At 73.2% G+C, this 25,416-nt stretch carries 25 protein-coding genes; 16 read left to right on the top strand and 9 right to left on the bottom strand.

The genetic code is table 11. The features are described 5' to 3' along the window. Window positions 1–241 precede the first annotated feature (241 nt). The 3 genes from LIU39_RS05720 (at window position 242) to LIU39_RS05710 (ending at window position 4,946) form a co-directional block, all read left to right on the top strand. Entirely contained in the window at window positions 242–3,151 is a 2,910-nt protein-coding gene (locus LIU39_RS05720) for a LuxR family transcriptional regulator (RefSeq protein WP_227045306.1), read from the top strand. Window positions 3,152–3,411: 260 nt separating this feature from the next. Continuing rightward, window positions 3,412–4,059, top strand: coding sequence for a papain-like cysteine protease family protein (locus tag LIU39_RS05715; RefSeq protein ID WP_227045304.1), 648 nt, complete (start codon window positions 3,412–3,414; stop codon window positions 4,057–4,059). Window positions 4,060–4,064: 5 nt separating this feature from the next. Then, the gene (locus tag LIU39_RS05710; RefSeq protein ID WP_227045302.1) at window positions 4,065–4,946 is read left to right on the top strand and encodes a hypothetical protein; all 882 of its coding nucleotides are present in this window, start codon (window positions 4,065–4,067) and stop codon (window positions 4,944–4,946) included. A 355-nt stretch (window positions 4,947–5,301) separates the two neighbouring features. Here LIU39_RS05710 and LIU39_RS05705 read toward each other — a convergent pair whose 3' ends face one another. Continuing rightward, entirely contained in the window at window positions 5,302–6,366 is a 1,065-nt protein-coding gene (locus LIU39_RS05705) for a protein kinase family protein (protein ID WP_227045299.1), read from the bottom strand. 292 nt (window positions 6,367–6,658) lie between these two features. Between LIU39_RS05705 and LIU39_RS35200 the strand changes: the two genes are divergently transcribed. Beyond that, window positions 6,659–7,315, top strand: a complete 657-nt coding sequence (locus LIU39_RS35200) for a transglycosylase family protein (RefSeq protein WP_308409345.1) — start codon at window positions 6,659–6,661, stop codon at window positions 7,313–7,315. A 100-nt stretch (window positions 7,316–7,415) separates the two neighbouring features. Here the strand turns inward: LIU39_RS35200 and LIU39_RS05690 are convergent, their stop codons facing one another. Beyond that, window positions 7,416–8,273, bottom strand: a complete 858-nt coding sequence (locus LIU39_RS05690) for a class I SAM-dependent methyltransferase (RefSeq protein ID WP_227045298.1) — start codon at window positions 8,271–8,273, stop codon at window positions 7,416–7,418. A 159-nt stretch (window positions 8,274–8,432) separates the two neighbouring features. On the opposite strand from LIU39_RS05690, the gene LIU39_RS05685 reads away from it, so the two are divergent. Then, window positions 8,433–9,239, top strand: a complete 807-nt coding sequence (locus LIU39_RS05685) for a uracil-DNA glycosylase (protein WP_227045295.1) — start codon at window positions 8,433–8,435, stop codon at window positions 9,237–9,239. 22 nt (window positions 9,240–9,261) lie between these two features. On the opposite strand, the gene LIU39_RS05680 is transcribed toward LIU39_RS05685, so the two are convergent. After that, the gene (locus LIU39_RS05680; RefSeq protein ID WP_227045293.1) at window positions 9,262–10,434 is read right to left on the bottom strand and encodes an alpha-hydroxy-acid oxidizing protein; all 1,173 of its coding nucleotides are present in this window, start codon (window positions 10,432–10,434) and stop codon (window positions 9,262–9,264) included. 125 nt (window positions 10,435–10,559) lie between these two features. Here LIU39_RS05680 and LIU39_RS05675 point away from each other — a divergent pair, with 125 nt between their 5' ends. The 4 genes from LIU39_RS05675 to LIU39_RS34810 all read left to right on the top strand — a co-directional run bounded on the left by LIU39_RS05675 (window position 10,560) and on the right by LIU39_RS34810 (window position 13,104). Then, window positions 10,560–11,756 (top strand): MraY family glycosyltransferase, encoded by a 1,197-nt coding sequence (locus tag LIU39_RS05675; RefSeq protein WP_227045466.1) that lies wholly within the window; start codon window positions 10,560–10,562, stop codon window positions 11,754–11,756. A 76-nt stretch (window positions 11,757–11,832) separates the two neighbouring features. Next, window positions 11,833–12,102 (top strand): hypothetical protein, encoded by a 270-nt coding sequence (locus tag LIU39_RS05670; RefSeq protein WP_227045291.1) that lies wholly within the window; start codon window positions 11,833–11,835, stop codon window positions 12,100–12,102. Window positions 12,103–12,264: 162 nt separating this feature from the next. After that, window positions 12,265–12,816 (top strand): DUF4232 domain-containing protein, encoded by a 552-nt coding sequence (locus LIU39_RS05665; RefSeq protein ID WP_227045289.1) that lies wholly within the window; start codon window positions 12,265–12,267, stop codon window positions 12,814–12,816. Between the two features lie 159 nt (window positions 12,817–12,975). Then, window positions 12,976–13,104: a hypothetical protein gene (locus tag LIU39_RS34810; RefSeq protein WP_264482435.1), complete on the top strand. Its 129-nt coding sequence runs from the start codon at window positions 12,976–12,978 to the stop codon at window positions 13,102–13,104. Between the two features lie 99 nt (window positions 13,105–13,203). On the opposite strand, the gene LIU39_RS05660 is transcribed toward LIU39_RS34810, so the two are convergent. After that, on the bottom strand, window positions 13,204–13,854 hold the full coding sequence (locus tag LIU39_RS05660; RefSeq protein ID WP_227045287.1) for an isochorismatase family protein: 651 nt from the start codon (window positions 13,852–13,854) through the stop codon (window positions 13,204–13,206). Between the two features lie 196 nt (window positions 13,855–14,050). Between LIU39_RS05660 and LIU39_RS05655 the strand changes: the two genes are divergently transcribed. After that, window positions 14,051–14,518: a pyridoxamine 5'-phosphate oxidase family protein gene (locus LIU39_RS05655; protein WP_227045285.1), complete on the top strand. Its 468-nt coding sequence runs from the start codon at window positions 14,051–14,053 to the stop codon at window positions 14,516–14,518. A gap of 168 nt (window positions 14,519–14,686) precedes the next feature. Further along, window positions 14,687–16,201, top strand: a complete 1,515-nt coding sequence (locus tag LIU39_RS05650) for an acyl-CoA synthetase (RefSeq protein WP_227045282.1) — start codon at window positions 14,687–14,689, stop codon at window positions 16,199–16,201. A gap of 143 nt (window positions 16,202–16,344) precedes the next feature. Here LIU39_RS05650 and LIU39_RS05645 read toward each other — a convergent pair whose 3' ends face one another. Further along, the gene (locus LIU39_RS05645) at window positions 16,345–17,253 is read right to left on the bottom strand and encodes a LysR family transcriptional regulator (RefSeq protein WP_227045279.1); all 909 of its coding nucleotides are present in this window, start codon (window positions 17,251–17,253) and stop codon (window positions 16,345–16,347) included. A 75-nt stretch (window positions 17,254–17,328) separates the two neighbouring features. Between LIU39_RS05645 and LIU39_RS05640 the strand changes: the two genes are divergently transcribed. Continuing rightward, a complete protein-coding gene (locus tag LIU39_RS05640) occupies window positions 17,329–18,513 on the top strand; it encodes a DMT family transporter (RefSeq protein ID WP_227045278.1) in 1,185 nt (394 codons plus the stop codon). Between the two features lie 20 nt (window positions 18,514–18,533). On the opposite strand, the gene LIU39_RS05635 is transcribed toward LIU39_RS05640, so the two are convergent. After that, window positions 18,534–19,865, bottom strand: a complete 1,332-nt coding sequence (locus tag LIU39_RS05635; protein ID WP_227045276.1) for an aminotransferase class I/II-fold pyridoxal phosphate-dependent enzyme — start codon at window positions 19,863–19,865, stop codon at window positions 18,534–18,536. 35 nt (window positions 19,866–19,900) lie between these two features. Between LIU39_RS05635 and LIU39_RS05630 the strand changes: the two genes are divergently transcribed. Together LIU39_RS05630 and LIU39_RS05625 are read left to right on the top strand one after the other, a co-directional pair. Beyond that, window positions 19,901–20,575 carry a pyridoxamine 5'-phosphate oxidase family protein gene (locus LIU39_RS05630; protein ID WP_227045274.1) on the top strand — a complete coding sequence of 225 codons (675 nt, stop codon included), beginning with the start codon at window positions 19,901–19,903 and terminating at the stop codon, window positions 20,573–20,575. Window positions 20,576–20,584: 9 nt separating this feature from the next. Then, window positions 20,585–21,229: an FMN-binding negative transcriptional regulator gene (locus tag LIU39_RS05625; protein ID WP_227045270.1), complete on the top strand. Its 645-nt coding sequence runs from the start codon at window positions 20,585–20,587 to the stop codon at window positions 21,227–21,229. A gap of 61 nt (window positions 21,230–21,290) precedes the next feature. Here the strand turns inward: LIU39_RS05625 and LIU39_RS05620 are convergent, their stop codons facing one another. Beyond that, window positions 21,291–22,412: an EamA family transporter gene (locus tag LIU39_RS05620; RefSeq protein WP_227045268.1), complete on the bottom strand. Its 1,122-nt coding sequence runs from the start codon at window positions 22,410–22,412 to the stop codon at window positions 21,291–21,293. A 101-nt stretch (window positions 22,413–22,513) separates the two neighbouring features. Further along, window positions 22,514–23,047 (bottom strand): Clp protease N-terminal domain-containing protein, encoded by a 534-nt coding sequence (locus LIU39_RS05615; RefSeq protein WP_227045266.1) that lies wholly within the window; start codon window positions 23,045–23,047, stop codon window positions 22,514–22,516. A gap of 267 nt (window positions 23,048–23,314) precedes the next feature. On the opposite strand from LIU39_RS05615, the gene LIU39_RS05610 reads away from it, so the two are divergent. Then, window positions 23,315–23,743, top strand: coding sequence for a type II toxin-antitoxin system Rv0910 family toxin (locus LIU39_RS05610; protein WP_227045263.1), 429 nt, complete (start codon window positions 23,315–23,317; stop codon window positions 23,741–23,743). A 78-nt stretch (window positions 23,744–23,821) separates the two neighbouring features. Here LIU39_RS05610 and LIU39_RS05605 read toward each other — a convergent pair whose 3' ends face one another. After that, the gene (locus LIU39_RS05605) at window positions 23,822–24,430 is read right to left on the bottom strand and encodes a PadR family transcriptional regulator (protein WP_227045261.1); all 609 of its coding nucleotides are present in this window, start codon (window positions 24,428–24,430) and stop codon (window positions 23,822–23,824) included. Between the two features lie 157 nt (window positions 24,431–24,587). Here LIU39_RS05605 and LIU39_RS05600 point away from each other — a divergent pair, with 157 nt between their 5' ends. Further along, window positions 24,588–25,412, top strand: coding sequence for a PhzF family phenazine biosynthesis protein (locus tag LIU39_RS05600; protein ID WP_227045259.1), 825 nt, complete (start codon window positions 24,588–24,590; stop codon window positions 25,410–25,412). Window positions 25,413–25,416: the final 4 nt, after the last annotated feature.

Raw genomic sequence — 25,416 nt, 5'->3', positions numbered from 1 at the left:
TGCGGTGCCGGGGCGGTGGCAGGGGCTTCCGGACGGGCGCCCGGGGCGCTCCGGTCGCCGGCGGCCGCGCTCGCCCAAGCGGGTGGGGTGGCACCTGGCGGCTCCGCGGACGCCGACTCCGTGAGCGTTGACTTCCCGCCATCCATGGCATGAACATGTGGGGCGGTGAGCCGGCGTCGAAGAGCGATGCACAGGGGCACCCCTCCCCCGCGCTCCCGGAACGCTGTGAGGACCGCCTGTGGTGGGAAACGACCTGGGGAACAACAGTCCCGGGGCGCGGCACGACGTGGCACGCGCGGCCCGTCTGCACCTCGCCGACGGCGGCAGCGTCGCCCTGCACGGCCCCGCAGGCATCGGCACCTCACACCTCCTGGGCGGCCTCGTCGACGCCGCACGCGCCCGCGCCGAAACCGTCCTGTCCGCCGAACCCACCGCCCCCGAAGGCGAGTTGACGTATGCCGCGCTCGCCGACCTGCTCGACCCGCTGCCCGACGAGGAACTGGCGCGGCTGTCCGCGCCGCAGCGGTCCGCGCTGCGCGTCGTGCTGCGCCGTGAGCCCCCGGCGGCGGGCGCGCCTGACCCGCTCGCCCTGCGCCTGGGCACCCTCGCCCTGCTCCGCGCCCTGGCCCGCGGCGGCCCGGTGCTCCTCGCCATCGACGGCGCGCACTGGGTGGACCGGCCCAGCGCCGAGATCCTCCGGTACGCCGCGCGGCGCCTGCGGACCTCGGGCGTACGGGTGCTCACCGCGGAGAGCGCCGCGCACGGGCAGGGCGCGCCGGTGGGCGTGGCCTTCTGCCCCGGCCCGGTGCGGGAGCTTGAACTGCCGCCTGCGGGCCTGTCGGAGCTGCGGGAGATGCTCGGCGACCGGGAGGGCCCGGCGCTGCCCGGCTGGCTGGTCCGCCGGGTGCACGAGGCGTGCGCGGGAAACCCGGGCGACGCCCTGGAGATCGTCCGCGCACTGGACCGCCAGGACCGACCGCCGTCCCGCGACCGGCCGTTGCCCGTGCCCGCCCGCATACGCGACGGGCTCGCGAAGCGGCTGGCGGGCACCGGGCCCGACGGCCGCGAGGTGCTGCTGACGGCCGCCTGCACCCGGCGGTTCAGCGTCGGCCTGCTGCGCTGCGCAGGCACCACGCGGCCGCCGCTCGGCAGCCGACCGGCCGACGGCACGGACACCACACACGGCACCCTCCTCGCCGGGCGGCCCGGCGGTGACCCGGTGCCCCGCACCGTCGGCAACGCCCTCGCGGCCGGCGTCCTCGTCGCCGACGAGGACGGCGTCCTGCTCCGGTTCGCCCACCCGCTGTTCGCCTGCGCCCTGTACGCCGGGGCCACCGCAGCCGAACGGCGGGCCGCACACGCGCGGCTCGGGGCGGTGACCGCCGACCGTGCCGAACGCGCCCGGCACCTGGCCCTGTCCGGCACGGAACCCGACGAGGAACTGGCGGCGTTCGTGACCGCTGCCGCCGAAGAGGCCGCCCGGCAGGGCGCGCCCGACGAGGCGGCCGCCCTGGCCCGCCTCGCCGCAGCCCGCACCCCGGCACGCTTCACGGGCCGCCGCTGCGAACGCCTGCTGGCCGGCGCCGCGCACGCGTACGCGGCGGCGGACCACGAACTCTGCCGTGAACTGGCCCTCGACGCCGCCGCCGACGCCGACACCCCGGACCGCCACGTACGCGCCCGCATCCTCGTCATCACCGCAGCCGACCAGGCGCTGTCCGGCCTCGACGAGGTCTTCGCGGAAGCCTTCGCGCACGCAGGCGGCGCACCTTACGACCGGGCCCGCCTGCACTACCTGCGCGCCTGCAAGGCCCACATAGCCGATGGCGACACGACCGTCACCTGGGCCGAGGCGGACCGGGCCGCGCTCTGGGCACGGCGCGGCGGCGACCGTACGACCGAGGTGCTGGCCCTGTCGCTCCAGGCGTTCGTCGGCACGCTGCTGGGCCGCACCGACGCCACCGAACCGCTGGCCCGCGCCCTGGCCCTGCCGCAGGACGCCGGGCCGACCACGAGCCACAACGGCCCCCGGGCGATCAAGGCCAGGCTGGACTTCTTCGCCGACCGGCTCATCGAGGCGGGCGACGAACTCGACGCGCTGCTGCACCGCGCGCAGACCTTCGACGACGCCGAGGACCTGATCTTCCTGCTGTGCGCGGCCATCGACGTGGAGGTGCGGGCCGGCCGCTGCGGGCGGGCGCTGGCCGCCGCACGCGAGGCGCTGCGGCGGGCCCGCGAGCTGGGCGCGCACCTCGGCCAGGCATGTTATTCGGCTGCCGTCGCCGAGGCCGCGGGCGGCGACCTGAACCGGGCAGCGGCGCTCGCGCACGAGAGCATCCGGGTCGCGGACGCGGAGCGGGACCTCATCTATCTGCCGCTCGCCCTCTGCCTGTTGGGGCAGGTCCGGACGCGCGCGGGCGACGCCCGGGCGGCCGTGGACTGCCTGAGCCGGGCGCGTGCCATCGCCCGCCGCCGCGGCATCGTCGACCCCGTCCCGGTGCCCTGGCCGCCCGACCTCGCCGAGGCGCTCATCGCGGCGGGCGAGCACGGCCGGGCCGCCGCCGTCATCGACGAGGTACGCGACACCACGCTCCGCCTGGGACGAGCGGGCGCCGCCATGTCGCTGCTGCGGGCCGAGGCGCTGCTGCGCGCCGGATCGGGCGACCTGGCCGGCGCGGTGTCGAACCTGCGGGAGGCGGCCGAGCGGCACCAGCGCCTGGGCCTGCCCCTGGAGCACGGCCGCGATCTGCTGGCGCTGGGCACCGTGGAGCGGCGCAGGCGGCACGTCACGGCGGCGCTGGCCTGCTGGCAGGACGCGGCGGCCGTCTTCGAGGAGGCCGAGGCGCACCCCTGGCTCGACCGGGCCCGTGCCGAGATGCACCGCTTCACGCACATCGAGGACGCGGCGGGCGGCGACGCGGCACCGGCGGCGCAGTGGCGGGCACTGACACCGGCCGAGCACCGGGTGGCGCAGATGGCGGGCGACGGCGCCACCAACCGTGAGATCGCCGCCCGGCTGTTCCTGTCGGCGAAGACGATCGAGTCGACGCTGACCCGCGTCTACCGCAAGCTCGGCATCCGCTCACGCGCCGAGCTGGTCAGGCTGCGCCGGGACAGCGCCGGCGACCCGGGCAACGCCCGGCAGCGGTGAACCCGGCGGCCACACCTCCGATGCCCGCCCCCAACACCGCCCGCCACCAGGCCCTTTGACCGCTCTCCGACGGATGAGGGGGGTACCGGATACCCCCTTGCTCTGGGGGCGAGGGGGTTCCCGGCCGTGCCGCGGCGACTCCACCGTTGCCTCGTTCGTCCAGCCGGCCGACGAGTTCCCGCCCCCCGCGACATGACCTCGACGGCCTCCCCCCTCACATCCTGGCCCGGCGCCATCAGCCGGGCGAGAAGGAGAACACCATGATTCTGCGGCATCGCAGGACGCCTCCGGGAGCCGCGCAAGCGTCCCCGACACCGCCCCGGCGGCCTGGGCGCAAGGCGCTCGCCGGTCTCGCGGCCGCCGCCTGTCTGGTCCTGCCGCTGGCGGGCACCGCATCGGCCGCGCCCGCACCCGCCAAAGCGGCGGGCTACGGCTCCCAGCTGGACTTCAACGAGCTGACCCAGGTGCAGGACCAGTGGTGCTGGGCCGCGACGGGCCTCTCCGTGGCCCAGCACCTGGGCTACGGACAGAGCACCGACCAGAACACGTTCTGCAACCTCGCACACGGCCAGGACGGCAACTACCCCTGCCCCAACCAGCCCGGTGAACTCACCGACGTGCAACAAGCCTGGTCCGGGCTCGGGATGAGCCCCGGCAACGTCACCGGCGTCCTCCCCTTCTCCACGGTCACCTCGTCCGTCGACGCCAACTCCCCTGTGGAGGTCGGTATCTACTGGACCGCCGGCGGTGGCCACGCGAACGTCCTGTACGGCTACGACTCCGCCAGCCGCACCATGATGTACGCCGACCCCTGGCCCTCCAACCCCCGCTACGGCGAGATGAACTACTCCACCTACGTCAGCAACAACCAGTTCAACTGGGCCGAGTCCCTGTACGGAGAGAAGTGAGTGTGATGACCGACAACTCCCCCACGCGCCTTCGCCGTCTCGGCGGCGCGGCGCTCGCCGCGGGCCTCGGCGCACTCGTGCTGCTGACCCCCACCACGGCATCCGCCGCCACCAACACCCCCGCATCCCTGGCTGGTTCGGTGACCCCCGCCGACCGTGCAGCGGCCGGGCGGACGCTCGGCAGCCAGGACACCACGGACAGACTGGCCGCCTTCTTCGTCCACCTGCGCGAGCACAAGGCATCCGAGCACGGCACCGTGGCCGACACGAAGGTGACCCGGCAGGACGCCGCGGCACAGGCGCCTGAGCTGGTCGGCTCCGCGGTACCCGTCTACTCCTTGGACCCCGCCTTCGTCCGCGGCGACCAGGCATCGGCACCGGTCGCCCGCTTCTCCTACCTGGCCACCGAGGCCCGCTCGGCGACCGGCGAGGAGGCGACGGTGTGGACCGTACGCGACGCGCACACCCACAAGTGGACCGTCGCCAACGTCCTTTCGGGCGCCGACGAGCTGACGTACACGCACCGGGCCCAGGGTGCCGAGGTCTTCACCGAACCGCAGATAGCCGCCTGGTACAAGCTGTCGGGCAACCGCGTGCTGCCGCTCAACGACAGCGCCCGGCAATCGGTCGGCGCCCACGGCGTGACCACGGACGCCTACCGGAAGCTCGTCCACACCCGGTACGGCGACAAGCTGGCCGGCTCGGACTACCAGCGCTCCGGCAAGCTCGGCGGCTTCTCCCCGCGCACGGCATCCGCCACGGCCACACCGGAGCAGACCCCGGCGGGCTCATCCGTCGCGGCCACCGCCGCGGCAGGCGGCGGCCTCCTCCTCGGCGGCGGCGCCTACCTCATCCGCCGCCACCGCCGCGGCACGACACCCGCGTAACACCCGCGCCCGGCACCTTCCCCTCCACCCGGCCCGCCGTCCCGCCCCCACCGGGCGGCGGGCCGGGTACGGGAGTTGGCGCCGCGTCACAGGAACACCGGCAGCAGCGGATGGGTGGTGGTCAGCAGACACAGGCCCGTCGAGGCCGCCGAGAACAGCGCGATGTTCGCCCTATACCGCCCGGCCGTTGACAGCACCACGGAGCGATGCCGCCAGACCGCCCGGCCCCGCCCCAACCACCACAGGAGTATGCCACCGGCCACCGCACCGCCAACCGCCGCTCTTCGGCCGTCCCTCCACGGCCGGTACCCGCTGCCACGAACCACCGCGGCCCGCCCGGCCACCGTGTGACCGCTCAGGCCGTGCCGAGCCGCGCGGCCGGGAACGGTGTCCGCTTGCTCTCCCTCAGCAGTCGGCGGCGGAAACCGTCGATGACGACGGTGGAACGGGCGTGCCGGTCGATGACCGCGGCAAGCCGCGACGGCACGCCGTCCGGCCGCCGGCCCTCGGTCCACGCCCGCAGAAACGCCTCGTGCGCCGCTCCCCCGCGCTCCCCGTCGAGCAGCCCGCGGAGCAGGTGATGCAGCAGATGGCTCGCGGAGTGCCAGCGGTCGTACGCGAGATGCGCGGTGTGGAACGCGGCTTCCTCCGGGGCGAGTTCGAAGCCGGAGGCGAGGGCGAGCCCGAAGTCGGCGAAGTAGATCCGCCGGCCGTCGGTCAGGATGTTGCCGAAGTGCGCGTCGAAGTGGACGAGCCCCTGGGAACGCAGGAAGGCGGTCCCGCGAGCCAGTTCCGCATCCGCCCACAGGTAGCGCGAACCGTCGCCGCCGTCCGGCCCGCCCACGCCCCGGTGCCCGTCCAGCAGTCCGGCGAGCGTCTGCGGCACGTACTCCAGGAAGACCACCAGGCTCGACGTGGACCGCGCGATGGCCTCCAGGCGCCCACGGACCGCCCGGGAGCCCTCCCAGTGCGCAACTGCCCCGTCGATGCCCCCGAATTCGTCGGCGAAGCCCACGGGAGGCGAGTCGGGCAGCACCCGCCAGTGGTACATCAACGGGAAGCCCCCGTAGGCGCCCCCGAGCACCCAGTGGGTGCTCATGATGTGCACGGCCAGCTCGCGCCAGGCGCCGAAACCGGCCGAGCCCACGCCGTACTGGTAGTGCAGCGGCAGTCCGAAGAGGTTCGCCGTCGACCGCACGTGCTCGGGCCGCGACTCGATGTCCGTCAGCGGGATCCGCTTGACGAACACCCGCGTCCCGCCGACGTCCAGCTCCGCCGACCGGCCGCCGATGCCCGTCCCGAGCGGCGTCGCGGCCGCGACCGCCGCGCCGATCCTGCGGTCACTCAGCAGGGACAGACGGGTGCCCACGGACGCGTAGGCGGCCAGCCGCGCGGCGTGCGACGAATCCGGCTGGGGCATCGACGGCTCCTCGTGCCCCGCGCCACCGCACCGGCGGCGGCCACAGGGCGTGGGTGATCGCGAGAACCCGACGACCCTACGCGCGCCGGGCCGTCAGGTCGCCCCCTTTTTTTCCGGCGGCTGCGAGGGCTGCGGCGGGCGGGCGCGGAGGACGACCGGCACCGGCTGCCGCCGGGGCCCCCGAACGCCCTGGCACACCGCGGGCTCGGGCGCGCCTGCCGTTCGGGTGGCCTTGCGCCGAGCCCCGCGCGGCTCCGCCACGACGGCGCGGGCAGCTGCCTAGCGTGCGGCGATGACAGCACATCAGGTAATCCGACAGTCCCTGCTCGCTCTCGTCGCCCTCGTGGCCGCCTCGCCCGGCACGGCACACGCCGGAACCCCGGCGGACGCCCGCGTCACCAAGCCCAGCGAACCCGCCACCGGCACCGCGGCACGCGGCGCCCCCGAATCCGCGCAGTTCCAGCACCACCGGCGCGCGGAGGGCGAGGACCGCTGGTCCCGCATCGCGGAGTGCGAGAGCAGCGGGAAGTGGGACACCAACACCTCCAACGGCTTCTACGGCGGACTCCAGTTCCAGCAGTCGACCTGGGAGGCGTTCGGCGGCCGCCGCTACGCGCCGCGGGCCGATCTCGCCTCCCGGAGCCAGCAGATCAAGGTCGCCGAAGCGGTGCGTGCGAAACAGGGGTGGGGGGCCTGGCCGGTCTGCGGCAAGGGCATGAGCTCGTCGTCGGCCGGGACACATAGGACGACGCCGCAGGATGCGGGCCCCCCGATGCGCATGCACAAGATCACGCAGAGCCACACCGTCCAGGCCGGGGAGACACTCTCGGCCATCGCCCTGCACTACGGCGTCCGCGGCGGCTGGCCCGAGCTGCACCGCCACAACCAGCGCGCCATCGGATCCGACCCCGACATGCTCGCCATCGGCACGGAACTGCGGATCCCCTGAGACCCGACGCCCGCTCCCGTCCGGCCCGTCCGCTCCGGTGCGACGCAGCGGCCGTGGCGGGAGCGGCGGCCGCGCCGGAGCGGCTGGTGGCCGCAGGGCGTCAGGTGGTGGCCACCAGCAGGTCCTCTCCGCTCGACGGGCGGAGGCCGTCGGTCCGGTGGGCGAAGTAGCGCTCGGCAAGCCGGGATCCGGGCACGTGCCGGGCGTCCTTGAAGCCGGCTTCGCGGGCCAGGGCCAGCATCTCCTGCGGGGTGTGGAAGCTGATGAACGGCGTTCCGGCGGCGCGCGCCTGTGGCTCGGTCGCCTCGAATGCGGGGCGGTCGGCGTCATCGAGAAGCTCGGCAGGCAGCATGAACGTCATGGCGAGCGTCGAGCCCGGTGCGAGCCCGGCGAGCCGGCGCAGGGTGGCCGCTGTGGCGTCTTTGGTGAGGTACATGGTGACGCCGGTGGAGACGACGACCGCCGGCCGGCCGGCGTCGAAGCCGGCGGCGGACAGCTGCTCCCACCAGTTGCCGCTCGCCTCGAAGTCGACCGGTACGAGCCGCAGCCGGTCGGGGATGCCGTAGCCCAGCTCGATCAGGCGCTGCCGCTTCCATGCCTGCGGGCCGGGCTGATCGACCTCGAACACCCGCAGGCGCCCGGCGATCTCCGGCCTGCGCTGGGCGAAGGTGTCCAGACCCGCGCCCAGGATGACGTACTGGTCGACCCCGTGGCCGGCCTGCTCGGTGACCAGGTCCTCGATGAAGCGGGCGCGGGACACGGTGGCCGCCCGGAATCCGCTCGTGACACGCAGATCCATGTCCGGGCGGTCCCGCCAGCCTTCGTCAGGGGCGGCGAGCCGCAGGCCGATCTCGTCCTCCAGCACGTGCGGCGGCGCGTCGGCCTGGACGTGCAGCGCCCGCCAGAGGGCGACCCGCACCGCGGTGCTTTCCGGCGTCCCGCTCTGTTCATCTGCCATGAGGTGCTCTCCTTGCCCGACGATGGCTGTCGCTGCCCATAAGTGTCGCCGAGGGGGACAGGCCCGGCCCGGTGATGTGCTGCCCTGATCGGTCAGCCCGGTCGGCAGGACACCTCAGAACAGGGCGAACGGTGCCTGATGCGGCGTTAGCGTGGAGGCATGGACGAGAGCGGAACGCGGCCGGCGGGCCCCTCGCCGCCGGACAGCGAGGACAGCGCCTTCCCCTCCTTCCACGCGGCGCGCAGCGGCGGACTTACGGAACTCGACGCGCGGGTGGCCGACTGCCGGGCCTGCCCGCGGCTGGTGGCCTGGCGGGAAGAGGTCGCCGCGACCCGGCGGGCGGCGTTCCGCGACTGGGAATATTGGGCGAGGCCGGTCCCGGGGTTCGGGCCGCCGGACGCGGCGCTGGCCGTCGTCGGGCTGGCGCCGGCCGCGCACGGCGGCAACCGTACCGGCCGGATGTTCACCGGGGACGCCTCGGGCGACTTCCTGTTCGCCGCCCTGCATGCCGTCGGCCTCGCCTCCCGGCCGACGTCCACCCACCGCGGCGACGGACTGGAGCTGCACGGCGTACGCATCACCGCACCGGTCCACTGCGCCCCGCCGCAGAACAGGCCCACGCCGGCCGAACGCGACACCTGCCGGCCGTGGTTGTCGGCGGAACTCCGGCTGCTCGGCCCCGGTCTGCGCACGGTGGTGGTCCTGGGGGCCTTCGGCTGGCAGGCGCTGCTGCCCGTACTCGCGGACGCGGGCCGGCCGCTCCCCCGTCCGCGGCCGGTCTTCGGCCACGGCACCCAGCTGACGCTGCCGGCCACCGGCTCGCGGCCGGAACTCCAGGTCCTGGGCTGCTACCACCCGAGTCAGCGCAACACCTTCACCGGCCGCCTCACCTTCCCCATGCTCGTCGACCTCCTCGCCCGCGCCGCCGATCTCGCGGGCCTGACGGACGGCGGGCCCGCCGCGTGAGAGAGCGGCGGGCCCGGCCGTCTCACCCTCCGGTGACCTGCCGAAGCGCCGACGGCGTCAGGTCGGCGAGTGTGGGATAGCCGTCGACGGCCATGGTCAGGTCGGCTTCGGCCAGCAGGGAGCGCAGGACGTGCTCGACGCCGTCGGTGCCGCCGATGGCGAGGCCGTGGGCGTAGGGGCGGCCGACGCCGACGGCGGTGGCGCCGAGTGCGATGGCCTTGACGATGTCGGCGCCGCTGCGGACACCGGAGTCGAACAGGACGGGCAGCCCGTCGGCGGCCTCCACCACGCCGGGCAGCGCGTCGAGCGCGGGCAGCCCGCCGTTGGCCTGGCGGCCGCCGTGGTTGGAGCAGTAGATGCCGTCCACGCCGCCGTCCTTGGCGCGGCGTACGTCCTCGGGGTGGCACAGGCCCTTCACTATCAGCGGCAGCGAGGTGAGCGACCGCAGCCAGGGCAGGTCGTCCCAGGTCAGCGGATTGCCGAAGAGCTGCGCCCAGCGGAGGACCGCGGCCTGGAGGTCCTCTTCCGGCGTACGGGACAGCGCGGCGCGGAAGACCGGGTCGCTGGTGTAGTTGGTCAGACAATGGCCGCGCAGCTGCGGGAAGTTGGCGGTGGACAGGTCGCGGGGGCGCCAGCCGGTGAGCCAGGTGTCGAGGGTGACGACGATGCCCTTGAAGCCGGACCGCTCCGCGCGGTGCACCAGGCTCTCGGCCAGATCGCGGTCGGTGGGCGTGTAGAGCTGGAAGAAGCCCGGGGTGTCGCCGTACTGCGCGGCGACGTCCTCCATCGGGTCGGCGGACAGCGTCGAGGCGACCATGGGGACGCCGGTGCGGGCGGCCGCCCGTGCGGTGGCGAGGTCTCCGTGGCCGTCCTGGGCACAGATGCCGAGGACCCCGATGGGCGCCATGAACAGCGGCGAGGGCAGCGTCATCCCGAACAGGTCGACGGTCAGGTCACGTTGCGCGGCGCCGACGAACATCCGCGGGATCAGCCCCCAGCGGCTGAAGGCCGTCACGTTGGTGCGCTGGGTGTGCTCGTCGCCCGCGCCGCCCGCGACGTACGACCACACCGACGGCGGCAGCGCGGCCTGCGCCTTGGCCGCCCACTCCGCCGCGGTCATCGGGAAGCGCGGCGTGACACCGCGCAACCCGTCGAGGTAGATCTCGTTCCCGTAGTTCCCGAAGTCATGACCCATGACGGGGATTCTCCCGGAACGGGGCCGTCCGGGGCAGGCTGGCGTCCGGTTCCCGCCACACCCGCCGCCCCGCGCGCGGCGGCCGCCTGCATAAGGTGGGGGAAGCCGTGACCGCCCGCGACACCTTGAGGCAGCCCGTGCGTGAGTACCTGTTGACGTTGTGCGTCACGGCCGCGGTCACCTACCTCCTGACCGGGCCGGCGCGGAAGTTCGCCATCACGGTCGGCGCGATGCCGGAGATACGGGCGCGCGATGTGCACCATGAACCCACGCCGCGCCTCGGCGGCATCGCGATGTTCGGCGGCCTGTGCGCCGGCCTTGTCATCGCCTCGCGGCTGCCCCATCTCCAGAGCGTCTTCGAGGTGAAGGAGCCGCAGGCGCTGCTGTCCGGCGCCGTGCTGATCTGGCTGGTCGGGGTGCTCGACGACAAGTTCGAGATCGACGCGGTCATCAAGCTCGGCGGGCAGCTGATCGCGGCGGGTGTGATGGTGCAGCAGGGCCTGCGGATCATGTGGCTGCCCATCCCCGGTGTCGGCACGGTCTTCCTCAACGACACGGTGGGCACACTGCTGACCGTCGCCCTGATCGTCATCACCCTCAACGCCGTCAATTTCGTCGACGGCCTCGACGGCCTGGCCGCCGGCATGGTCTGCATCGCCGCCGCCGCGTTCTTCCTGTACGCCTACCGGCTCTGGTACGGGCACGGTATCGAGGCCGCCGCCCCCGCCACCCTGTTCTCCGCGGTCCTGATGGGGATGTGCCTGGGGTTCCTCCCGCACAACCTGCACCCGGCCCGGATCTTCATGGGCGACTCCGGATCCATGCTCATCGGCCTGGTGATGGCTGGCTGTGCCATCACCGCCACCGGCCGGGTGGATCCGGACGCGCTGAAGCTGTTCGGCACCGAGCGCGCGGCGGTGCACGCGATGGTGCCGGTGTACATCCCGCTGCTGCTGCCGCTGACCGTGATCGCACTCCCGCTGGCCGACCTCGTCCTGGCCTTCGTACGCCGCACCTGGCACGGCCGCTCACCCTTCGCCGCCGACCGCGGCCATCTCCACCACCGGCTCCTCGGCATCGGCCACTCGCACCGCAGGTCGGTCCTGATCATGTACTTCTGGTCCGGCCTCATCGCCTTCGGCGCCGTCGCGTACTCGGTGCGCAACACCAGCTTCTGGATCGTCTCGTGCCTGGTGCTCCTGAGCGCGGCCGGCCTCGTCCTGCTCCTGCTGCCGGGAATCTCCCCACGGCTGCCACGCTGGGCCGAACGCCTGGTTTCGGCGCGCTGCCGGCACACGGACCGTACGGACGGCACGGCCTAGGACCACCGCCCGTACCCCGCGTACGGCGGGCGGCTACGACTCGCCGAGGCGGGCGAGTGCTGGTAGGCAGGTGGGCATGAGCGACATTCCACCGGTTTTGACCGTGACCGCTGTCAGCACCATCGGGGCCGCCGATGTCCACGACGACACCGCGGACTCATGGATGGTGATCGAGACGGCCGAGCAGGGCCAGCTGCTGCTGAACCTCCCCGGCCCGCTCTACCGCGCCATGGCCCAGGCGACCGAGCTGCCCGCCCACCAGCCGGGCCCCGGCCGCCTTGCGCTCACCGAGGCCGAGATCTCCGCGTACCGCGCCCATATCGCCCGCCTGACGCGGGCCGATTAGGGATCCCCGAGCCCAGGGAATGACCAACTCCCATGCACCCACGGCTGGTTCGGTCACCCACCCGGCCGGTTCTTGAGCGGAGCATGAGATTGCCGTGAGCGGTGCATGATCAACTATGGATACGCTGCGTGGGCCCATCCGTTGTCCACCAGGGATGTCTTCATGCCGCGTACCACCACCCGCAGGACCCGCGCCCTGCGCCTCGCATCCACCGGGCTCGCCGCCGTCGCTGCGGTGTCGCTGACCGCCTTCAGCGGCGGCGCCGCGCAGGCCAGTACGGCCAAGGGCGCCACCACGCTCGCCGGCACCCCGGCGTGCAGCGTCAAGAACGTGTCGCTGAAGGTCGAAGCGATACGTGAGCCCATCAACACCTACCGGCTCTCCCTCACCAACCACTCCAAGAAGACCTGCGTCGCGTACAAGTACCCGCAGCTGCGCTTCGGCTCCGCCAAGTCCCCTGCCAAGATTGACAAGTCGACGAAGCCGCGTGGCGCGGTGAAGGTCAAGCCGGGCCACAGCGCCTACGCCGCCATCCACACCAGCGGCGACGGCAACCACGGCTACCAGACCAAGAAGCTCAAGGTCACCCTCCCCGGCGCCCCGGCCGGTGCTTCCAGCGCCGGCGTGGCACTCCCCGGCGCCCCGGTGTACGTCGATGACACCGTCGCCAACAGCTACTGGGTGACCAACCCCCGGATCGTCTACACCTGGTAACCGCATCCACAGCGGGCCGTCCCGGCAGAGGCCGCCGGAACTCCCTTGCACACCAGGGAACTCCGCCCCTCTGCCGGGCAGGCTCACCTCCTCGCGCCCCAGCCGGCCACACCGCCCGTCCGGCCACCGGGGAGACCACGACCGGGCGCGGACGACGGCATGCAGCGACAGTCCGGCGGTCTTGATCGACGCCGGCGGGTCGTCAGCAACGCCTGGCCACAGTCGCGTACCCGGATGCCCGACGCCGGTCTCCTGGACATCGCGGACGCCGTCTTCCTCTCCTACTAGCCCGGCTACCCCCATCGGCGCCGAACCCGGCGAGGCCCCCTTCAGCAACGACACTCCCGGCCATGCCGCCGCCCGCCCGGATCGAGGAGTTCGTGACCCCTAGGTGAGCCCGGCAGGCCGGGCCCGACCCCAGCAGGTCAGGACGTCGTCGGTGCGGGTCACGGTGGCCACCAGGGCGAGCGTGTTGCGGACCATCACGGGGGTGTAGTCGGCGGGCACTCCGGCAATGGCGTCCGCGGGGACGACGGCCGTGTAGCCGAGGTTGACCGCGTCGAACACGGCGTTGGGGATCGCCACGTTGGCCGAGACGCCGGTGATGACGAGCGTGCGGCAGCCGGCATTGCGCAGCAGCGCGTCCACACCCGTTCCGGCGACCGGCGACAGTCCGTGGAGGCGTTGCACCACCAGGTCGTCCTCGGAGACCGGGATCGGGTCGGCGACGCGGACGGCTGCCGTCCCGATGGTCTGCTGGACGGGGAGGCGACCGGCTGCCCGGAAGAGGCGGGCGTTGCGGCCGGCGCCGCGGCCGTCGGGGCGGCGCACGGCGACGGCGTGCAGCACCTGGACCCCGGCGTCGTGGGCGGCGGTGGTCAGCCGCGCGACGTTGTCCAGGGCGCCCGACTCCCGTGCCGCGGCGGCGAGTTCGGGGAGCGCGCTGTCCTGACCCACCACCCCGCGCTGGCATTCGACGGTGAGCAGCACCGTGGTGTCCGGGTCCAGTTGCTCGATGAGCCGGGGGTCCGTGGGCATGGTTCTCCCTCTGTGGCGTCCTGCCTGCGGTGTCCGTCCACGACGGTGGACAGGGGCTGCTGGAGGCGCGCGAGGCTAGCGGCCATTGCGCACAAGGGGAAGAGGCTTCATGATTCCTGACACCTAGTCAGTTTCCATGGCGGTGCAGCGGATGAGCGGGCCGGGCGGCCGGGCCGCAGGGTGGAGGTGCGGGCGGATGGCCGGGACACAACGGCGCGGGCGCCGGATCATGCTGACGGACGGCGAGCGCGACGCCTTCCTCGCCGTACAGCGGACCTGCCGGGTCGCGACGGTCGGCGGGGACGGCGCCCCACACGTCGGAGCCCTGTGGTTCGTCTGGGACGGCAGCGCGCTGTGGCTCTATTCGATCACCCGCAGCAAGCGGTGGGCCCAGCTCCGGAAGGACCCGAGGATCGCGGTCGTCGTGGATGACGGCGACGACTACGGGGAGCTGCGCGGCGTCGAGCTGTCCGGCCGCGCCGCCTTCGTCGGGGAGGCACCCCGTACGGGAGAGCGCTGCCCCGAACTCGATGCTCCGGAGCGGCTGTTCGCGGCGAAGTACTTCGGGATGGACACGATGCCGCACGACGGCCGGCACGCCTGGCTGCGCCTGGTGCCGGACTCCGTGGCCTCCTGGGACTTCCGCAAGATCCCGGCCGGGTGACGGGGACGGGGCACGGGACGCGGCACGGCGCGGTGGTGCGGGACGCGATGTCAGTGGTCTCTGCGAGAGTGGTACAGGTCAGCAAGAGAGCCCGTACCGCGTCGTCAGGCGTGCGGGGCGGATCGCCACGGCCGTGAGCGCCGGGCGCCTGAGGACGAAGGAGATCCGGTGAACGTGTTCTTCCCCGCACTGCGCGACGGTTCACCCGCACCCGCACTGCGATTCGGCGACCGCGCCCTGAGCTATCGCCAACTCGCCGCGGTCGCGGGCCCGATCGCCGAGCGGATCGCCGGGCGGACACGCGTGGCGGTCTGGGCCACCCCGACCCTGGAGACGTCGGTCGCCGTCGTCGCCGCGATGCTGGCCGGAGTGCCCGCCGTGCCGGTGAATCCCAAGATCGGCGAGAGCGAGCTGGCGCACATCGTCACGGACAGCGCACCCGCCCTCGTACTGGCCGAGCCGGGCGCCGCCCTTCCCGACGCGCTCGACGTCCTCCCGCGCCTCGACATCGGCATCGACATCGAGGAGGCGTCCGCAGCGGCCGGCGAACCCGGCGGATCCGGCGCAGCGGATACCTCCGGCACCGGCGAGGGCCCCCCGGACCTGCCGTACGAACCCGGTGACGAGGCCCCGGCGCTCATCGTCTACACCTCCGGCACGACCGGCCCGCCCAAGGGCGTCGTCCTCCCGCGCCGGGCCCTCGCGCACACCCTCGATGCGCTGGAGGACGCCTGGCAGTGGACCGCGTCCGACGTCCTCGTCCACGCCCTGCCGCTCTTCCACGTCCACGGCCTGATCCTGGGCATCCTCGGCCCGCTGCGCCGCGGCGGCAGCGTCCGCCACCTGGGCCGGTTCACCACCGAAGGCGTCACGCGCGAGCTGTCGGGCGACGGCACGATGCTCTTCGGCGTGCCGACCATGTACCACCGCCTCGCCGTCGAAGCCGGCCGCGATCCGGCGCTGGCCAAGGCGCTGGCCGGCGCCCGCCTGCTGGTCTCCGGATCGGCTGCGCTGCCGCTCACCGACCACGAACGTCTGACCGCGGCATCCGGCCGGCGTGTGGTCGAGCGGTACGGCATGACGGAGACGCTGATGAACACCAGCGTCCGCGCGGACGGGCCGTCGGCCACGGGAACGGTCGGGGTGCCGCTCCCCGGGGTCTATCTCCGGCTGGTCGATGACGCGGGGGAGGCGGTCGAGGGGAACGACGGCGAGACGGTCGGCGAGATTCAGGTGCGCGGCCCGAATCTCTTCGTCGAGTACCTCAACCGTCCGGATGCCACGGCCGCCGCGTTCGACGGCGGCTGGTTCCGCACCGGCGACATGGCGATCCGGGACGCCGGCGGCAACTACCGCATCGTCGGCCGCAAGGCGACGGATCTGATCAAGAGCGGCGGCTACAAGATCGGCGCAGGCGAGATCGAGAACGCCCTGCTGGCGCACCCCGCGGTCGCCGAGGCGGCCGTCACCGGCGAGCCTGACGAGGACCTGGGCGAGCGCATCGTCGCCTGGATCGTCGTCGAATCCGGTCCCGGCAGCGTCCCACCGCCCTCCGCCGAGGACCTCGCCGACCACGTCGCCCGCCAGCTCGCACCCCACAAGCGGCCGCGCGTCGTCCACTTCCTGGATGCCCTCCCCCGCAACGACATGGGCAAGATCCTCAAGCGCCGGCTCAGCTCCTGACGCGGGACGGCCGGCGCCCGTACGCCACGCGTGGGCGCTCGTGGCGGGCGTTCACGCTGTGCGTTCCGGGCGCTCCTTCCGGGCGCTCGCCGAAGGCACGGTGGGCCGGGCCGGTGGTGTCGCGGCCGCTGCCCGCGGGCCGTTCAGCTTCCCTCGACGTCCTTGCCTGCCGCGCCGAGTGCGCTGACGGCGGCGCGGATCGAGGGCCTCCGGTCGGCGTCCGCCCGCCAGATCGCGTAGACGTGGCGCCGCATGGTGTGGCGTACGGGTACCACGCTCACGCCGTCCGGTACCGGTCCGCGGCCGAGGCGCGGCGCCACGGCGAGACCCAACCCGGCCGCGATGAAGGCGAGTTGGGTGTGGTGCTCCTCGGCCATGTGCGCGATGCGGGGCTCGATGCCCTTGCTGCGGAGTGTGAACATCAGCCAGTCGTGGCAGAACTCGCCCTGCGGCCAGGAGATCCACTCGTCGTCGGCGAAGTCCTCCAGGTCCACCGAACGGCGGTGCGCCAGCGCGTGATCCGCGGGCATGGCCACATCGGCAGGATCGTCCAGGAGCGGCGCCTTCGCCAGCCCATCGGGCAGCGGCAGGGGGCGGTTGTACCAGTCCAGGACCACGGCCAGATCGATATCGCCGCGCACCACGCTCCGCACCGACTCGTCCGGCTCCATCTCGGTGAGCCGAACGCGCAGTTGCGGGTGGGCGCGACGGAGGGTGGCGAGGGCGGCCGGGAAGAGGCCGCGGGCTGCGGTGGGGAAGGCACCGAGGCGGAGTTCGCCGACCGCCTGGCCGCGGTGCGCCTCCAGCTCGGCCTGTGCCAGTTCGACCTGGGAGAGGATGCGGGCCGCGTGGTCGGCGAGCAACCGGCCGGCGTCCGTGAGGCGGACGCCCCGCCCGTACTTCGCCAGCAGCTGCTGCCCGGTTTCCCGCTCCAGCTTGGCGATCTGCTGGGAGACCGCCGAGGTCGTCACATGCAGGCTGTCGGCCGCCGCACCCACCGAGCCGTGCCGCGCCACCGCGTGGAGCGTGCGTAGGCGATCAAGATTCAACACGTAAGCAATGCTAAGCGATACCTGCCAGTAATTCTCGCTTGTGCTACGAGATGAGGGCCCAGCATCGTAGACGGCATGAGCACCGCCTCCGGCACAGCCGACACCGCCACCTCCCCCGCCCCACCTCCGGACCTGACCGCCACCGGAACCGCCACCGACATCACCGGGGACGCGCTCCCGAAAACGGCGGCGGCCACCGGGGCCGCTGGCCGCACCATCGGCACACCGGCATCCGCGGACGCTCCCGGGGCGGCTCCGGCCCGGCGCCGCGCCTTCGGATGGCGGTTCCGCTTCGCCGTCCTCGTGGTGGTCTGGGGCTTCAGCTTTCTCTTCGTCAAGGTGGGCAACCAGGGGTTCGCACCGCTTCAGGTCACGCTGGGACGGGTGGGGTTCGGCGCCGCGGTGCTGCTTGCGGTGCTCGCCGCCAAGCGCCAACGGCTGCCGCGCTCCGCACGGACCTGGGCACATCTGACGGTCGCCGCATTCCTCCTCAACGCCCTCCCGTTCTCCCTCTTCGCCTATGCCGAGCTGACGATCCCGTCGACCCTGGCCGGCATCTGCAACGCGACCTCGCCCCTGTGGGGCATGGCCCTGTCGCTGGTCGCCCTGTCGGAGGACCGTCCCACCCGGCGCCGGGTCGCCGGTCTGGGTGTCGGCTTCCTGGGCGTGCTCACGGTGCTCGGCATCTGGCAGGGCTTCACCGGCACGGACCCGGCGGGCACGGCCATGGCGCTCGGCGCCGCACTCAGCTACCCGATCGGCTGGATCTACGTCCGCCGCACGCTGGGCGGCGCCCGGGACTCCCACCTGTCCATGTCCAGCACGCAGCTGCTGCTGGCCACGCTGCAACTCGCCGTGGTGACCCCGCTGTTCACCTCCGCACCCGCCTCCTACCCGCTCTGGCCCGTACTGGCCGTCTTCGCCCTCGGCGCCCTCGGCACCGGCATCGCCTTCCTGCTCCAGTACGGACTGGTTGCGGAGATCGGCCCGACCACCGCGCAGATGGTCACCTATTTCATCCCCGTGATCGCCACGGCCGCCGGGGTGGCGCTCCTGGACGAGCAGTTGAGCTGGAACACTCCGGTCGGTGCCGTCATCGTCCTGGCCGGCGCCGCCCTCACACAGACCCGGCCCCGCAGCTCCCCCCGCCCCCGCATCGCGGACGCACGGAACGCCCGCCCGGCCGTCCCGGGCCCCGACGGCCCCGGCTCCCGCTCCGCCGACGACTACCCCGCCGCCCGGCAACCTGCCGCCCGATAGCCCGGCGCCCGGCGCCCGGCTCACTCATACCGGCGCGCGTCACCCGACCCGATGGCCGAAGCGACAGCGGCGGCTATCGGGTCCATGTCGTCGACGGACAGACCGGACACCGTGATGCGCACCGCGGGCGGTGACTGCATACGGAAGCGGGCACCCGCCGCCACCGACCAGCCGGCGTGCAGGAGCCGGGACACCGCACCCGTCTCGTCCGGCACCGGCACCCAGACATTCATCCCGCTCCGGCCCCGCGCTCGTACGCCCTGCGCGGCCAACGCGTGTATCAGGGCCTCCCGCCGCCTGCCGTATGCCGCGGCCACCGCCGCCGGTTCGACCGCGGTCGTGCGCCACAAGTGGACGACCGCGTCCTGGAGAAGGTGGCTCACCCATCCCGCCCCCAGGAGCTGCCTGCCCCGCACCCGGTCGACGGTCACCGCGTCTCCGGTCAGCACTGCGAGGCGCAGGTCGGGGCCGTACGCCTTGGCCGTCGACCGCACCAGCGCCCAGTGATCGGTGGTGCCGGCGAGCGGGTGCAGCGGCAGGTCGACGATGCCGTGGCCGTGGTCGTCCTCGATCAGCAGCACACCGGGATGCCCGGCCAGCAGGCTCCGCAGCTCGGCCGCCCGTGGCCGGCTCACCGCAGCGCCGGTCGGGTTCTGCGCACGGTCCGTGACGACGACCGCCCGCGCGCCGTCGTCGAGCGCCCGCGTCAACTGCTCGGGCAGCGGCCCCTCGTCGTCGAGCGCGACCGGGGCCGGCCGGAGCCCGAGCGCCGGGATGAGATCGAGCAGACTGCCCCACCCCGGATCCTCCACCGCCACCACGTCACCCGGCCGCAGATGCGCGGCCAGCACCCGCTCGATGGCGTCGAGGGAGCCGCTGGTCACGGCCAGAGGCCCGGCGGGCACCCCGTCCGCGGCGAAGGCGGCGCGTGCGAGGTCCGCGAGATCGGCGTCGATCGTGGGCGCGCCGTAGAGCACGGGACGCTCCGCGCTGCGCCGGGCGGCGACGGCGAGGGCCTTCTCCAACGGGGGCAGCAGCGCGGTGTCGGGATTGCCGTCCGAGGCATTGCGCACGCCGGGCGGGATCTCCACCCGCGACGCCTCGCGCGGAGTACTGGCGGGGCGCTGACGCACCCGGCTGCCGCGCCGCCCCGCCGTTTCGATCACTCCGCGGTCCCGCAGTGTCCGGTAGGCGGACGCCACGGTATTCGGATTGACCTCCAGATAGACGGCCAACTCCCGCAACGGTGGCAGGACTTCGCCTGGTTGGAGCTCACCGGCACCGACGGCTCGCTCGACGCTGGCGGCAATCTCCGATGCGCGCCGCCCTTCGATCCGATACTCTCCTAGCACAAACTTGATTATGCACTAGTGCAATGGAGTTGGCAATGTCCCGAGCCGTGGAACCCGCACCCGCATACCCGTCGACCGGGCGGACCGTACCCACCCGCTCCGCCGAGCGCGCCGCCTATGACCACGACACGGTGCACGCGATCCTCGACGAGGCATACGTCTGCCACCTGGGCTTCGTCCGCGACGGATCGCCGGTCGTGCTGCCCACGCTCTACGCCCGGGTCGGCGAGCGCCTCTACCTCCACGGCTCGACCGGCTCCCGCCCACTGCGCATGGCGGGCGGGCAGGACCCGGGTCTGGAGGTCTGCGTGACCGTGACGCTCGTCGACGGCCTGGTACTGGCCAAGTCCGCCTTCCACCACTCCATCAACTACCGCAGCGTGGTGGTGCACGGCACCGCCCACCAGGTCACCGACGCCGCGGAGAAGACCGCGGCGCTCGACGCCCTGGTCGATCACGTCCTGCCGGGCCGTGCCGCCGACTCCCGGCCCGGCAACGCCAAGGAACTGGCCGCCACCGCCGTCATCCGGCTCGACCTGCGCGAGGTCTCGGCGAAGGCCCGCACCGGCGGCCCCAACGACGAGCCCGAGGACCTGTCGCTCCCCCACTGGGCCGGCGTCCTCCCCGTGGCTCCCGTATACGGCACGCCCATACCGTCCGACGCACTCGCACCCGGCACCCCCGAGCCGGCGTACCTCACCGCACGCTGAGGAGGACCGATGCTGATCCATCCCTGGGACGCCCCGACCGAGGACGCCGAGTGGCAACACTGGCTCACCCGGCACGACTTCGGGCAACTGACCGTCAACGGCCCGCCCGGCGAACCGCCCCTGGTGCAGCCGCTGCACTTCGCCTACGCCCCCGACCTGGGCGAGGCCGTCACGCACCTGGCCCGCCCGAACCCCATCTGGCGGGCGATCGAGGCCGCGCCCGCGGTCCTGCTGAGCGTGGTGGACGACTACGCCTTCATCCCCGGCCCCTGGCAGGCGGCCGAGGACGAACCGCCCGAGCACGGCGTCCCCACCAGCTTCTACGCCGCGGTCCAACTGACCTGCACCGCCCATGTCGTGGACGCCCCGGAGGCCAAGGCGGCCCTGCTGCAGCGGCAGTTGGGGCACTTCCAGCCGGAGGGCGGTTCCGCACCGGTCCGTGCGGAAGCGGCTCCGTACGGCCGCCAGTTGGCGGGCATCCGAGGGCTGCGCCTGGAGGTGCGGGAGGTGCGCGCCAAGTTCAAGTACGCGGGCAAGCGGAGCGAGGCCGTGCAACAGCGGATCTCGGAGCGGCTGGCCGAGCGCGACGCCCCCGGTGACGCCGAAGCCCGCGCCCACCAGCAGCGCCGCCTGGCCACCACACGCCGGCGGTGAGCCACCGCCCGGGACGACAGCAGGCGATGCCCAAACCGCCGTCCCGGGCCCGGGTCAGGCGCTATCCGCGGTCCTGATCCACCGTTGTCGCGGTGGCCTCCGACGGGCTCCGTGGGGCGCCGTCGGCCGGCTCTGTGGCCTCCGGGCAGGCAGGCGCAGGCCCGGTGCTGCCAGGTGTCGCCGACTGGGCGATGAAGGCGCCGACCAGCACCACGGCACCGCCGATGATCTGCGCGGCGGAGAGGCGTTCGCCGAGCAGCACCCAGGCCAGGACGATCGCCACCACCGCTTCGAGGCAGGCCACCACCCCGGCGACCTGCGGTGACAGCCGGCGGATCGACACCACACCGGCGAGGTAGGCGAACACCGTCGCGATCAGCACGATCCAGGAGAGCAGCAGCACAGCGGGCACCTCGGTGCCGTTCATGGAGGCGCTGCCGCCCAGCACCGGCCAGTCCATCTCCCAGGGGCGCGCGAAGACGGTGAGCAGCAGCGTGCCGACCAGCAGCCCGTGGGCGACCACGCCCAGCGGGTCCACCGCGTCCTCGCCGTCGGCACCGTGGTCGGACAGCACGAAGTAGCCGACCTGGCAGCAGGCCGCACCGAGGGCGAGGACGAGGCCGATGACGTCGATGCTGAGCCCCGACCACACCTCCACGACGCAGGCCAGGCCGCCGACGGCCAGCATCACACCGACCACGGCGGCCCGGGTGACCGGACGTTTCTGCACGAAGCGCACCCAGCCGAGCACCAGGGCGGGCGCCAGGTATTCGATGAGCAGGGCGATGCCCACCGGGATACGGGAGAGCGCGGCGAAGTAGCATGCCTGGACTCCCGCGACGGCCAGCAGGCCGAAGCCCACGAGCAGGGCGGGCCGCCTGCGTACCAGGGAGCGGTGGCGCCAGGCGACGGGCAGCATCACCAGGGCCGCACCGGCCACTCGCAGCCAGGTGACGTGCAGAGGCTCCAGGCCCGCCTCGATCAGCGGCTTGGCGGCGACACCCGAGCCGCCGAACGCGAAGGCGGCGAGCAGCGCGAGGGCCGGCCCCGCGCCCCGTCCCGGGGTGGCGCCGCCGCCGGGCGCCCCGGTTGCGGGCGTCGATGACGGGGCTCCCCCGGAACCCTGAACTCCCTGACCCGGCCCCGTTGCCGTACCGGCGGGGTTCCCCGAAGACGCATGCATCGAATCATCATGGCAGCCGCCGTCAGCAGCGTCATCTGTAACGCCCCTGTCGGGGCGGCAGTTCGGCCGGTGCGCCGGTCCGTCCCGGCGGGCCCGCCGCGTCAGCCCGGGTCCGGGCGCTCCCCGTCGAGCCGGGCGGCGAGCCGTGCCGTGTCCACGGAGGCGCGGTGCAGCACCTCGACGGCCCGCGACTCGGGGTCGTCCACCAGGGCCGCGAGCAGGTCCAGGCAGTCCGCGTGCAGCACGTAGCGGGCGTGGGCGCGGTCCAGTGCGCCGTCCATCGCGGCGGCGGCCGCGGGCGACCATCCGGGGACTCCACCCTCGGTGACCACCGGGACCGCGCCGGAGTCCTCGACGGTGCCGTGCCACTGGAGTCCGTAGCCGATGCTGCGCTGGACGAGGTAGCCCAGCAGTCGGGCGATCTGCGGCGGCCCGCCGTCGAAGGCGTCGCGGACGGCCGGATCCCATTCCAGGAGGCCGTGCAGCAGATGCGCGGTGTCGACCTGCCGGTCGCCGTCCCGGGTGGCCCGTCTGCGGGCAGCGGATATCACCGACGCCAGCTCCACGGTGAGCTGAGCGTCCAGGTCCTCCTGGGCAGGGCCTTCCCCGCCGCTGTACGCAGTACGGTTTTGCACAGTCCCCACCCCACCAGCCCGAGAAGGGCCGAGCATCCCCGGCGGGAAGCATTTGCGCATCCCACCGTGGTTGGGCTCGCGCCTGACGCGTCTCATCCTTACGGAGGAGACGCCGGGAAGGGTACGGGCAGCCGGTGTGGCTCCCCGGCTCTTCGCGGTGGCCTGCACCCCAGAAATTCTGACGGGCCATCAGCCTTGCGGATTGGCCTGCTTGCGGCTACCTTCCGCGACACCGTCAAGGACAGGCAGACACGAAGGGGTGGCCGCATGGCCGAAGTCACCGCTCAGGCCCGGATCGACGCACCGGCCGCGCGGATCTGGGACCTGCTGACCGATTTCGACTCCCATGCCCGGTGGAACGCCACCCACACCGCCTTCCCCAAGGGTGGCCCGCAGCCGCTGGAGGTGGGCGCGAGCTACGAGGAGAACATGAAGCTGATGGGGTTCCCCGCCGAGGTCACCTGGACCGTGCGGGCGCTGGAGCCGGGCCGGCTGCTGGACATCGGCGGGAAGGGTCCGATGGGAGTGCAGCTGGTCATGCGGTACGCGCTCACGCCGGACGGCGAGGCGACGACGGTCCGTATCGACGGCGAGTTCACCGGTGCCGCGGTGTCCCTGATGGCGGGCAAACTCAAGGACTCCGCGGGCACCGCACTGAACGAGTCGCTGCGCGGGCTCGCCACCTTGGCGACCTGAGACCGCCGACCGCGCGGTCGCCTCGCGCCTGCGGCGACCGCCCCCGCCCGGCGGCCGGGCGACGGCCGCGCACCGGCGTCAGTCCTCATCGGCGAGGATCAGGTACAGCTCCTTCCGCGCCTTGTTGACCACCGCCATGGCCTTGTCCCGCTGCTCGGGAGTGCCGGTGGCCCAGACCTGGCGGAACGCCTCGATGAGGCCGCCGCCCGCCTTGCGGATCTCGTTCATGGCCTCCCAGTCGACGCCCCGGCCGGCCTCCTCCCAGGGCGCGTCCGAACCGCTGTCGGCCTCCGTGCGGCCGTCATCGGTCAGCGAGAAGAGCTTCTTGCCGCCCTCGCTGGCACTGGCGATCAGCCCCTCGTCCTCCAGGAGTTGGAGGGTGGGGTAGACCGATCCGGGGCTGGGCTTCCACGCCCCGCCGCTGCGCTCGGCGATCTCCTGGATCATTTCGTAGCCGTGCATCGGGCGGTCCTTGAGGAGCGCCAGGATCGAGGCCCGCACGTCACCGCGCCGGGCCCGTCCGCGCGGCCCGCCGCGGCCCCTGCCGCCGCCGAACGGCCCGCCGAAGGGCGGCCCGAACGGGCCGAAGGCGCGGCGGCCCTCGAACCTCTCGCCGAAGTCACCCCGGCCGCCGTGGCGCCCGGGTCCGCAGTATTCCTGTCCGTGGTCATGTCCGTGGGAACGCATGAGGGCGTCCTTCCGTCTGATGCCGATCAGCCTTATCGCTGATCGGTCGCGATGCCTCAACGATATATCGCTACTGTTCGTTCGGCAATCCCCATCGGATCCAATTTCTTGAGATTGGCCTTGGCCTGCGGCTTTGCCGCGGACCTACGCTCCGTGCATGAGGATTCGTATCGTCGACGCCTTCAGCGCGCGCCCCTTCGCCGGCAACCCCGCAGGAGTCGTCCTCCTGGACGCCGACGCCTTCCCCGATGACCGGTGGCTCCAGCAGGTCGCCACCGAGGTCAATCTCTCCGAGACCGCGTTCGCCCACCCGCTGCCCGCGGGCGGTACCGCGGACTGGGCGCTGCGCTGGCTGACCCCCGCCACCGAGGTCGACCTGTGCGGTCACGCGACCCTGGCCACCGCGCACGTCCTGCACACCACCGGAGCGGCCACCGGAACCGTCCGCTTCGCCACCCGCAGCGGCATCCTGACCGCCGCCACGGACGACAGCGGCGCGATCACCATGGACTTCCCGACCGCCCCGCTCACCCCCGTCGACGTACCGGACGCCGTCGCCACCGGGCTGGGCGGCGCCGAGATCCTCAGCGCCCACGACACCGGACCGCAGGTGGGCGACCTCCTGGTCGAGCTGGCCGACGAAGCGGCGGTGCGCACCCTGACGCCGGACCTCAAGGCGCTGGCCGGGCACGGCGGCCGGGGCGTGATCACCACCGCGCGCGCCGAGAACCCGGCAGCCGGCTACGACTTCGCCACCCGCTGTTTCTTCCCCGCGGTGGGCATCGACGAGGATCCCGTCACGGGCAGCGCACACACCGCGCTCGCACCGTTCTGGGCGGCCCGCACCGGCCGCGCCGCGCTCACCGGCCTGCAGGGCGGCGCCCGCACCGGTCTCGTCCGCACCGAACTGCGCGGCGACCGCACACTCCTGACCGGCTCCGCGGTCACCGTCATCGACGGCGAACTGCTGACCACGGCCTGAACCA

It is taken from the genome of Streptomyces pinistramenti, from assembly GCF_020564935.1.
GTDB classification, from domain to species: domain Bacteria; phylum Actinomycetota; class Actinomycetes; order Streptomycetales; family Streptomycetaceae; genus Streptomyces; species Streptomyces pinistramenti.
The sequence above is the reverse complement of the archived record's forward strand: the minus strand, read 5'-3'. Positions and strand labels throughout refer to the sequence as shown.

Coding starts and splice junctions, on each gene's coding strand:
- LIU39_RS05715 (WP_227045304.1), top strand. CDS start 3,412: ATGATTCTGCGGCATCGCAGGACGCCTCCGGGAGCCGCGCAAGCGTCC.
- LIU39_RS05640 (WP_227045278.1), top strand. CDS start 17,329: ATGAGCACCGCCTCCGGCACAGCCGACACCGCCACCTCCCCCGCCCCA.
- LIU39_RS05600 (WP_227045259.1), top strand. CDS start 24,588: ATGAGGATTCGTATCGTCGACGCCTTCAGCGCGCGCCCCTTCGCCGGC.
- LIU39_RS05670 (WP_227045291.1), top strand. CDS start 11,833: ATGAGCGACATTCCACCGGTTTTGACCGTGACCGCTGTCAGCACCATC.
- LIU39_RS05660 (WP_227045287.1), bottom strand. CDS start 13,854: ATGCCCACGGACCCCCGGCTCATCGAGCAACTGGACCCGGACACCACG.
- LIU39_RS05665 (WP_227045289.1), top strand. CDS start 12,265: ATGCCGCGTACCACCACCCGCAGGACCCGCGCCCTGCGCCTCGCATCC.
- LIU39_RS05610 (WP_227045263.1), top strand. CDS start 23,315: ATGGCCGAAGTCACCGCTCAGGCCCGGATCGACGCACCGGCCGCGCGG.
- LIU39_RS05620 (WP_227045268.1), bottom strand. CDS start 22,412: ATGCATGCGTCTTCGGGGAACCCCGCCGGTACGGCAACGGGGCCGGGT.
- LIU39_RS34810 (WP_264482435.1), top strand. CDS start 12,976: ATGCAGCGACAGTCCGGCGGTCTTGATCGACGCCGGCGGGTCGTCAGC.
- LIU39_RS05625 (WP_227045270.1), top strand. CDS start 20,585: ATGCTGATCCATCCCTGGGACGCCCCGACCGAGGACGCCGAGTGGCAA.
- LIU39_RS05605 (WP_227045261.1), bottom strand. CDS start 24,430: ATGCGTTCCCACGGACATGACCACGGACAGGAATACTGCGGACCCGGG.
- LIU39_RS05710 (WP_227045302.1), top strand. CDS start 4,065: ATGACCGACAACTCCCCCACGCGCCTTCGCCGTCTCGGCGGCGCGGCG.
- LIU39_RS35200 (WP_308409345.1), top strand. CDS start 6,659: ATGACAGCACATCAGGTAATCCGACAGTCCCTGCTCGCTCTCGTCGCC.
- LIU39_RS05690 (WP_227045298.1), bottom strand. CDS start 8,273: ATGGCAGATGAACAGAGCGGGACGCCGGAAAGCACCGCGGTGCGGGTC.
- LIU39_RS05705 (WP_227045299.1), bottom strand. CDS start 6,366: ATGCCCCAGCCGGATTCGTCGCACGCCGCGCGGCTGGCCGCCTACGCG.
- LIU39_RS05685 (WP_227045295.1), top strand. CDS start 8,433: ATGGACGAGAGCGGAACGCGGCCGGCGGGCCCCTCGCCGCCGGACAGC.
- LIU39_RS05655 (WP_227045285.1), top strand. CDS start 14,051: ATGGCCGGGACACAACGGCGCGGGCGCCGGATCATGCTGACGGACGGC.
- LIU39_RS05680 (WP_227045293.1), bottom strand. CDS start 10,434: ATGGGTCATGACTTCGGGAACTACGGGAACGAGATCTACCTCGACGGG.
- LIU39_RS05630 (WP_227045274.1), top strand. CDS start 19,901: ATGTCCCGAGCCGTGGAACCCGCACCCGCATACCCGTCGACCGGGCGG.